Source organism: Aquicoccus sp. SU-CL01552 (assembly GCF_040365005.1).
Classification (GTDB): domain Bacteria; phylum Pseudomonadota; class Alphaproteobacteria; order Rhodobacterales; family Rhodobacteraceae; genus Antarcticimicrobium.
Map to the genome: position 1 here is coordinate 166489 of NZ_BAABWV010000011.1, position 8105 is coordinate 174593.

The following is an 8105-nucleotide window of genomic DNA, read 5'->3' on the forward strand; positions in this document are numbered from 1 at the left end:
ATCATGGTGAGAGATTGCGCGTCGGATGGCGCAGGCCAGGTTCGCCCAAACTGAAACCGAGGGGCATTCTGAGCCCAGTTTCGGGCAGGCGCCGCGTCGATGGGGTTCGGTCGCGTCACACAGCCCCGTACGGAAAATGAAAAATTCATACTGATCAGGGCAGCGTCACTGGTTCATGACGGGATGGTGGTGGCCGAGATGATCCACGCGCCCTTCTCTCTCCCGCGCAGTTTTCAACTCCGTAGGGTCGCTTCGATATCCCGCGCGCTGAGAGCGGGGTAAGAACTTTGGCCGTCGTGCTATACGTCAATTGGTTGTGCGGCCAAACGAACCACAGCTCTCTGCACCCCATTTCGCACCCTGGGCCGATCCCTTCATCAAGGGTGCCCAGCCTTTGGGCCTGCCTTGCACGATCGAGCGCGGAGGCGAATTTTCCTCCGAAACCGGCCTACAACGACTGGTGCGCCCAACATCCTAATGCTATCATTATGAGACTTTTTAAGGATGCGCGCTATATTTCAACGAGGAGTGGAATAATCTTGTTTACCGAAGCCGGTGAAATCCTCGTTGTCGACCTGGACGGGACGCTGCTGCGCAGCGACATGCTCTTCGAGAGCTTCTGGTCGGCCTTCGGGCGGGACTGGCGCGTTCCTTTCCTTTCGTTGGCTGCGCTGACTGGTGGTCGGGCATCGCTCAAACGCCATCTGGCCGCGACCTCAGCCGTCGAGGCCGCCACTCTCCCCTACGATCCCAAGGTGATCGCGTTCGTGCAAGAGTGGCGCGCGTCTGGTGGAAGAACGGCGCTCGTAACCGCCAGCGATCGCGATTTCGCCGAAGCGATCTCTGCTCATCTGGGCATTTTCGACGAGGTGCACGGATCGGACGGCAAGCAGAACCTCAAGGGCGATCGCAAAGGGCAGTTCCTGGAGGAGAGGTTCGGGGCGAAGCGCTTCGCCTACATGGGCGATGCGAAGGCTGATCTGCCGGTCTGGAAACGCGCCGCCAAAGCGATCACCGTGAATAGCCCGGCCGCACTTCGGCAGGAAGCTGAGCGCGTCTGTGAAAGCGTCGAGCATCTCGTCACCGATGCCAGATCGGTCAAGCCCTACATCAAGGCGCTGCGTCCGCATCAGTGGCTGAAAAACGTTCTCGTCTTCTTGCCCATGTTGGTGGCGCATCAGCTGGACAGTCGGACTTTCCTCATGTCGTTGCTCGCCTTCGTCTGCTTCAGCCTAGTGGCGTCGAGCGTCTATGTGTTGAACGACCTTCTCGATCTCGCGGCGGACCGCGCCCACCCGCGCAAGAAAAACCGTCCATTTGCTTCTGGCAGCATCCCGATTGCCCACGGTACATGGATGGCCGCCGGCCTGCTTGTTCTGGGCAGTCTGCTTGCAATCGGCATTAGCCCATCATTCCTGCTGGCGATGAGCACCTACTACCTGCTGACCACCGCTTATTCCCTGCATCTCAAACGCCGGATCGTCATCGACATCTGCGTGCTGGCCGACCTCTACACGGCCCGGATCGTTGCGGGCGGTGTCGCCACAGGCATTCCGTTGTCGGTCTGGCTGCTCGCGTTCTCGGTGTTTTTCTTCTTGTCGTTGGCCGCGGTCAAGCGTCAGGCCGAGCTTATCGACAGCGCTGATCGCGGCAGCCTCAAGGCCAGCGGACGCGGCTACCACGTGGAGGACCTCCCGATTATCGCAATGATCGCGGTCGGCGCCGGGTATGTTTCCGTGCTGGTGATGACCCTCTACGTCAATTCTCCTGCCGTCATGCAGCTCTACGCGCATCCGAAAGCCATGTGGGGCGTCTGCGGCGTGCTGCTTTATTGGATCACCCGCACCGTCATGGTCGCGCATCGCGGGCATATGCATGACGATCCGGTCGTTTATGCGGCCAAGGACCGGATCAGCCAGATGTGCCTGCTGATCATACTGGTCTTTGTTGTCGGTGGGGCAATGGCATGACGCTCCAGACCCTGATCTTGCGCTACGCCGCTTTCGCCGTGATCGCGACAATTGCGAACCTTGCAATGCAGCGGGCCGTTTTCCAGTTCGGAGACACGGGCCCATACTTCGCCGCCGCGGTGGGCGCGGGGACCCTTCTTGGCCTCGGCATCAAGTACGTGCTCGACAAGCGCTGGATCTTCCATGATCTCGAAACTGGCATGAAGAACCACGGCCGGAAGTTCTGGCGATATACAGTCATGGGGCTGATCACGACGGCGATCTTCTGGGGTACCGAGACAACCTTCTGGCTGATCTGGAAGGACGACATGATGCGCGAGTTGAGCGCGATCCTGGGACTCTCCATCGGCTATGTCGTGAAGTACAACCTCGACCGCCGCTTCGTGTTCACCGGCCGACAATGGGCCGCGTCCACATGAAGCTGTCTGGATGGGGGCGATATCCGGTGCTGGAAGCACGGACGCATCAGCCGCGCAGCGTTGAGGCGCTACGGCAGTTGGTCCTGTCCGAGCCGAGCCTCATAGCCCGTGGCAATGGCCGCGCCTATGGTGACAGCGCCATCAACACGTCCGCGACCATCGAGACCCGACACCTCAACCGGATGATCGCGTTCGATCCAGGCTCCGGTCAGCTGGTCGCTGAAGCCGGCGTGCTGCTGGGCGACATCATCGCCGCCTTCCTGCCGCGCGGCTGGTTCCCCCTGGTCACGCCAGGGACAAAGTTCGTCACGCTTGGCGGTGCCATTGCGGCGGATGTCCACGGCAAGAACCACCACAAGGACGGCAGTTTCCGAGCCTGCGTCGACTGGATCGATGTCATGGGGCCAGAGGGTGAAATCCGCCGTTGCTCTCCACGGGAGGATGCGTCCCTTTTTGACCACACCCTGGGCGGCATGGGGCTGACGGGTATCATCCTGCGCGCGGCCATCCGTCTGCGATCGGTCGAAACGGCCTGGATCCGCCAGACGACCGTCGCAGCACCCAATCTCGAGGCCGCGATGGCCACCTTTGAGACGTCTCAGGACGCGACCTATTCGGTGGCCTGGATCGATTGCCTCGGCAGAGGTGATAATCTCGGTCGCTCACTGGTGATGCTCGGAGAGCATGCGATGCGAAGCGATCTGTCGCCGGACAAGGTTCAGGCCCCTTTCCGGATCAGGCCCAAGCGAAAGCTTTCGGTCTCGATCGACGCCCCGGCCTTCGCGCTGAACCGCCTGACTGTCCGTGCCTTCAACGCCCTCTACTACCAGGCCGGCGCGCGCAAGACCACCGATGACCTCGTGGATTGGGAGAGCTACTTCTATCCGCTCGACGCGATCCTGGGTTGGAACCGGATCTATGGACGCAAGGGTTTTACCCAGTTCCAGTGCGTTCTACCCCTGGACCGATCCGAGGCCGGGTTGACGGCGCTCCTGGCCGAGACCGCGAAGGCCGGGTCCGGATCCTTCCTCGCGGTTCTGAAACGCTTCGGCAAGCAGGACAGCGCCTTCTCCTTTCCGACGCAAGGCTACACGTTGGCGCTGGATTTCCCGGTCACGAAGAAGACGCTCGCGCTGCTGGATCGGCTGGACCGGATCACCATCGACCACGGCGGGCGTTTCTACCTCGCGAAAGACAGCCGGATGAGCGCCGCGACGCTGCGCTCCTCGGACCCACGCAGCACTGATTTCCACGCCCACCGCGACAGCCATGGGTACGCCGGCCGGTTCAGGTCGGCCCAATCCGAAAGACTGGCCCTATGACAAAGCCCCCCGTCCTCATCCTCGGCGCCCGATCCGACATCGGCAAGGCTGTCGCGCACCGGTTTGCCTCGCTTGGCCATCCGATCCAGCTGGCCGCCCGCAACGCGGCCGATCTTGAGGCAGACAAGATCGACATGGAACTGCGCCATGCGGTGTCAGTCACCCTGCACGACTTCGATGCGCTGGCGACCAAAGACCACGAAGCCTTCGTCGCAGCCCTTCCGCAGCTGCCCCAAGTCGCGGTCTGCGCGGTTGGCCTGATGGGCCAGCAAGCGGAAAACGAGCGGGACATCCAGGCCGCTTGCCGCGTGATGCGCAGCAATTTCGAGGGGCCGGCCAGCATCCTGGCGGTACTGGCCAACAGCTTCGAGGCGCAGGGTAGCGGCACCCTCGTCGGCATCAGTTCGGTCGCAGGCGAGCGCGGCCGCGCGACCAACTACGTTTATGGCGCGGCAAAGGCAGGCTTCACGGCCTTCCTGTCAGGCCTGCGCAACCGCCTCTCCAAGCGCGGGGTCCATGTCGTGACGGTCCTTCCGGGTTTCGTCGCGACGCAAATGACCGAAGGCATGGACCTGCCCGCGAAACTGACCGCGGAGCCCGGCGAGGTCGCCGATGCCATCGTGCGCGCCGTCGAACGCAAGACGGACGTGATCTACGTGCGACCGGTCTGGCGGGTCATCATGATGGTCATTCGGTGCATTCCGGAACGGATGTTCAAGGGGATGAAGATATAATGAGTGACCAAAGGGGATTTGTTCTAGTATCCGGAATCTTTCTGGCGGCATCTTTGGCCGCTTTCGTCGTATTGAACAGGTGGCTGGTCACGGATATTGGCCTTTTGTCTTACGGAAGAGTTTGGCAGTTTTATATTTCATACTCGGATTTCGGATTTGTTCGCCGCGCCCTTTTGGGAACGATCGTCACTGAAAGTGGTTTGAACTCCTTGTTCGAGAACGAATATTTCTTCGCCCTTGCCGTTCACCATATCGCGATTGCAGTTCTTAGCAGCACCGTTGCGTATTACTGTATTTCGAGAAAGATTTTTGATCCTCCTTTTTTAACATCGATCGCCTTCTCGCCAGCTTTGATTATACACTCTGGCTACAGCACCGGTTCACTTGACGTGTTTGTTGTCATTCTTTCCGCACTTAATATTCTTCTTGTCAGGAATTCAGTAACTTTCTCTATTGTTATAATCTTCGGGATACTGACGCACGAACTTTTCATATTTTCAGTTCCCGCTCAAGTCCTTGCCAAATTAATGCGCAATGGTAATGCTTGGGACTCTCATTCGGTCAAATCCCTTGTTTTTCCTGCCTTTGCTTTCACTGTTGCGGTCATCGCAATGACACTCTTTGGTACAGTCGATATGTCGAAGGAAGCTGTAGAGCAGGTCATGCGACAAAAGATTCCGATCGCTGAAGGTCAGCATGGCCTCTGGAGTGGGTACTTTGAGATTGCCTCCGCGACTGACCAGAATTCAGTGGGCGATATTCAGAATCTAGCAACAGAGGTTCAGACAGGGTTCGTTTGGTTAGTAGTTCCACTCACTTATGTCGTTCTCCTTATCGCAAGGCTATGGACCTACTCGGAAGGGCGAATGGAATTTGCAGCTATTCTCATGGCAGTTCTCGCGCCTCTTCTTGCGGCACTAGTCGCTACAGACTATTATCGCTGGATTGCATTGAGTGCAGATATGGGGATTCTTATTTCTTTGATCTATGTCACGCAAACAGGTCGGTCAGGTTCGCGTTGGAATACCCCCTTGCTCGTGTTTTGCCTTCTCGCCCCTTTTGGAAGCGCTGCAATTGAGAGACCATTCCCAATGCATCAGTTTATTTTCGAGAAGCTTATGAATTAACGTAATCCCCACCGCGACAGCCATGGGTACGCAGGCCGGCTCAGGTCGGCCCAATCCGAAAGACTGGCCCTATGACGAAGCCCCCCGTCCTCATCCTCGGCGCCCGATCCGACATCGGCAAGGCTGTCGCGCACAGGTTTGCCTCGCTTGGCCATCCGATCCAGCTGGCCGCCCGCAACGCGGCCGATCTTGAGGCAGACAAGGTCGACATGGAGCTGCGCCATGCGGTGTCAGTCGCCCTGCACGACTTCGATGCGCAGGACAGCGGCACCCTCGTCGGCATCAGTTCGGTCGCAGGCGAGCGCGGTTGCGCGACCAACTACGTTTATGGCGCGGCAAAGGCAGGCTTCACGGCCTTCCTGTCAGGCCTGCGCAACCGGCTCTCCAAACGCGGGGTCCATGTCGTGACGGTCCTTCCGGGTTTCGTCGCGACGCAAATGACCGAAGACATGGACCTGCCCGCGAAACTGACCGCGGAGCCCGGCGAGGTCGCCGATGCCATCGTGCGCGCCGTCGAGCGCAAGACGGACGTGATCTACGTGCGGCCGGTCTGGCGGGTCATCATGATGGTCATTCGGTGCATTCCGGAACGGATGTTCAAGAGGATGAAGATATGAAAGCTTCGGCGTTGGCACTGGAAAAAATGGGGCTTTCGTTTGTGTATGGGGCGCTGATTATACTTTACTGCGCGATTTACGCCCCATACGGACTCGAGAACAATGATGGCGGCTTTTTACTTGGGCTTTCGCATCAATTCTCAGAGGGCGCAGGCATTTATGATGACATTATTTATATTCGGCCACCCGCATCAATCATCTTTCACTCTATCAACTTCACCTCCCCCCTTGGTGTCGCTCCGGTACTTTCAAGCAGAATCGTGTATTTTGTTCAAATTGGAATTTACTCAGCCGCAACCGCCACCTTGTTTGCCAACTACTTGAAACTGAATTCCATCGGACTGCTACTCCTGGCTTCCGCTTGCTTTATATTTAACGCGCACAACTTTCCGCCGATGGCATGGCATACAGTGGATGGAATATTTTTTTCCGTTCTTGCCATATTTTTTTCGGTGAAAGCCCAAGCTGGCGCCACATCAACGAAATTCATCAAATTGTTATTAGCCTCTTTATTGGGACTTTTAGCCGCACTGAGCAAGCAACCCTTCTATATCACCCCAATTCTGGTCGGAGTTATCGCCTCATATCCTCTCTCACTTCGGAAGCTGGGCATCACTGTTATAGCGACTTTTCTCGGCGGGGTCTTGTTGTGGATTTCGCTGACGTCATTTCTTGATATCAATGGGATGTTAAATGCAATAGTCTCACAGACCAGCGCCCGTGATCTAGTATCAGCGGGCGTACTGAACTATGCGCAAGACTGGTACAGTTTACGCAGCATAATCACTGTCGGCCCTTTAGCGAGCGTCCTTCTTATTTGGGCCTTTGGGAGAGCCTCTGGGAGGGCGCTTGTTGCGCCCGCCTACTTGCGGTTCGCACTGATATTATCAGTAACCATCTATATGATCAGTTTTCTTCAGGTGTTTGTGTTTACTGACCGCTGGGTCAGTCCGAGATCGCTGTTCGACACTTTGTTTACGATCACGGCTTTGGTTTCAACTATTGAAGCTATCAGAACAAGGAAGATTACCTGGCTGGTGCTGACCGCACTCCATGGAGTCTCTTGGGCAGCATCGATCAGCTGGGGCTATACAACTGTCGCACTTTTTTCTGCACCATCCATCATCACGATCACAATCGTCGGCATGGAACTCATAAAGGGAAGCCGCACTCAGTTGGCAGCCTCAACTATTGCATCAGTGGCAGCAGCTAGCACTTTCTTTTTCGGAAGCCAGTTTCTGTACTCTCTTGAAGGACCCGTAAGGCGCTCTGATGTGACCGTGAGTATCGGACCTGAGTTTCCAGCTCTTCGTGGAATATGGGTCTCTGCTACTAAAGCAGATGAACTTCGGGAGCTAAAGATCCTAAGGTCCAAATTTGGAGAGAACCTTGTAGTTCTGCCTAACTGGCCTTTGTATAATACGATTTTCGACGGTCGAAATCCAATAGGAATGGATTGGCCGCTCAACACAGAGGTCGGGCCATTTGATCGGGTGGTCCAATCGCGCTTGGGGCAAGTTGATGTCGCTCTCGTGTTCCGGAACGCAAACCCGAGTCCAGCGAGCGAAGGACGCTTTGGCTCACAAATCACGCAGTCTGTAATCGAGAGCTGGTCAACGGAAGATTTCGAAACCAAGTACTTCGACGTCTACCTGAATCCGAGCCATTGAGTGTATTTTGGATCGGACTAGGGTCAGGATGCATTGATTTCGGTCGCACTGCATGATTCACGGTTCCGAAAATGGAGCTGTGACATGAGCGATCTTTTCTGGCTGACTGATGAGCAGATGGCGCGTCTGAAGCCCTTCTTTCCAAAGTCGCACGGGAAGCCACGTGTTGACGACAAGCGCGTACTGAGTGGAATAATATTCATCAACCGCAATGGCTTGCGCTGGCGTGACGCTCCTGCCGTCTAT

General features: G+C 56.8%; 8 protein-coding genes. All 8 read left to right on the top strand.

Annotation, left to right across the window (positions count from 1 at the left end):
- Positions 1 to 539 precede the first annotated feature (539 nt).
- Positions 540 to 1970: a UbiA family prenyltransferase gene (locus ABWV23_RS13905; protein ID WP_353348741.1), complete on the top strand. Its 1431-nt coding sequence runs from the start codon at positions 540 to 542 to the stop codon at positions 1968 to 1970.
- A complete protein-coding gene (locus ABWV23_RS13910; RefSeq protein ID WP_353348743.1) occupies positions 1967 to 2389 on the top strand; it encodes a GtrA family protein in 423 nt (140 codons plus the stop codon). Before ABWV23_RS13905 ends, ABWV23_RS13910 begins: the two co-directional genes overlap by 4 nt.
- A complete protein-coding gene (locus ABWV23_RS13915; RefSeq protein ID WP_353348745.1) occupies positions 2386 to 3711 on the top strand; it encodes an FAD-binding oxidoreductase in 1326 nt (441 codons plus the stop codon). Before ABWV23_RS13910 ends, ABWV23_RS13915 begins: the two co-directional genes overlap by 4 nt.
- Entirely contained in the window at positions 3708 to 4445 is a 738-nt protein-coding gene (locus ABWV23_RS13920; RefSeq protein WP_353348747.1) for an SDR family oxidoreductase, read from the top strand. The genes ABWV23_RS13915 and ABWV23_RS13920 overlap by 4 nt, the downstream gene beginning before the upstream one ends.
- Complete coding sequence (locus ABWV23_RS13925) at positions 4445 to 5572, top strand: hypothetical protein (RefSeq protein WP_353348749.1); 1128 nt, start codon at positions 4445 to 4447, stop codon at positions 5570 to 5572. Before ABWV23_RS13920 ends, ABWV23_RS13925 begins: the two co-directional genes overlap by 1 nt.
- Before the next feature lie 71 nt (positions 5573 to 5643).
- A complete protein-coding gene (locus ABWV23_RS13930) occupies positions 5644 to 6189 on the top strand; it encodes an SDR family NAD(P)-dependent oxidoreductase (protein ID WP_353348751.1) in 546 nt (181 codons plus the stop codon).
- The gene (locus tag ABWV23_RS13935; protein ID WP_353348753.1) at positions 6186 to 7859 is read left to right on the top strand and encodes a hypothetical protein; all 1674 of its coding nucleotides are present in this window, start codon (positions 6186 to 6188) and stop codon (positions 7857 to 7859) included. The genes ABWV23_RS13930 and ABWV23_RS13935 overlap by 4 nt, the downstream gene beginning before the upstream one ends.
- 84 nt (positions 7860 to 7943) lie before the next feature.
- On the top strand, positions 7944 to 8105 hold a 162-nt coding region (locus ABWV23_RS13940; RefSeq protein ID WP_353348761.1), incomplete at its 3' end, for a transposase.

Coding starts and splice junctions, on each gene's coding strand:
- ABWV23_RS13910 (WP_353348743.1), top strand. CDS start 1,967: ATGACGCTCCAGACCCTGATCTTGCGCTACGCCGCTTTCGCCGTGATC.
- ABWV23_RS13915 (WP_353348745.1), top strand. CDS start 2,386: ATGAAGCTGTCTGGATGGGGGCGATATCCGGTGCTGGAAGCACGGACG.
- ABWV23_RS13920 (WP_353348747.1), top strand. CDS start 3,708: ATGACAAAGCCCCCCGTCCTCATCCTCGGCGCCCGATCCGACATCGGC.
- ABWV23_RS13930 (WP_353348751.1), top strand. CDS start 5,644: ATGACGAAGCCCCCCGTCCTCATCCTCGGCGCCCGATCCGACATCGGC.
- ABWV23_RS13935 (WP_353348753.1), top strand. CDS start 6,186: ATGAAAGCTTCGGCGTTGGCACTGGAAAAAATGGGGCTTTCGTTTGTG.
- ABWV23_RS13925 (WP_353348749.1), top strand. CDS start 4,445: ATGAGTGACCAAAGGGGATTTGTTCTAGTATCCGGAATCTTTCTGGCG.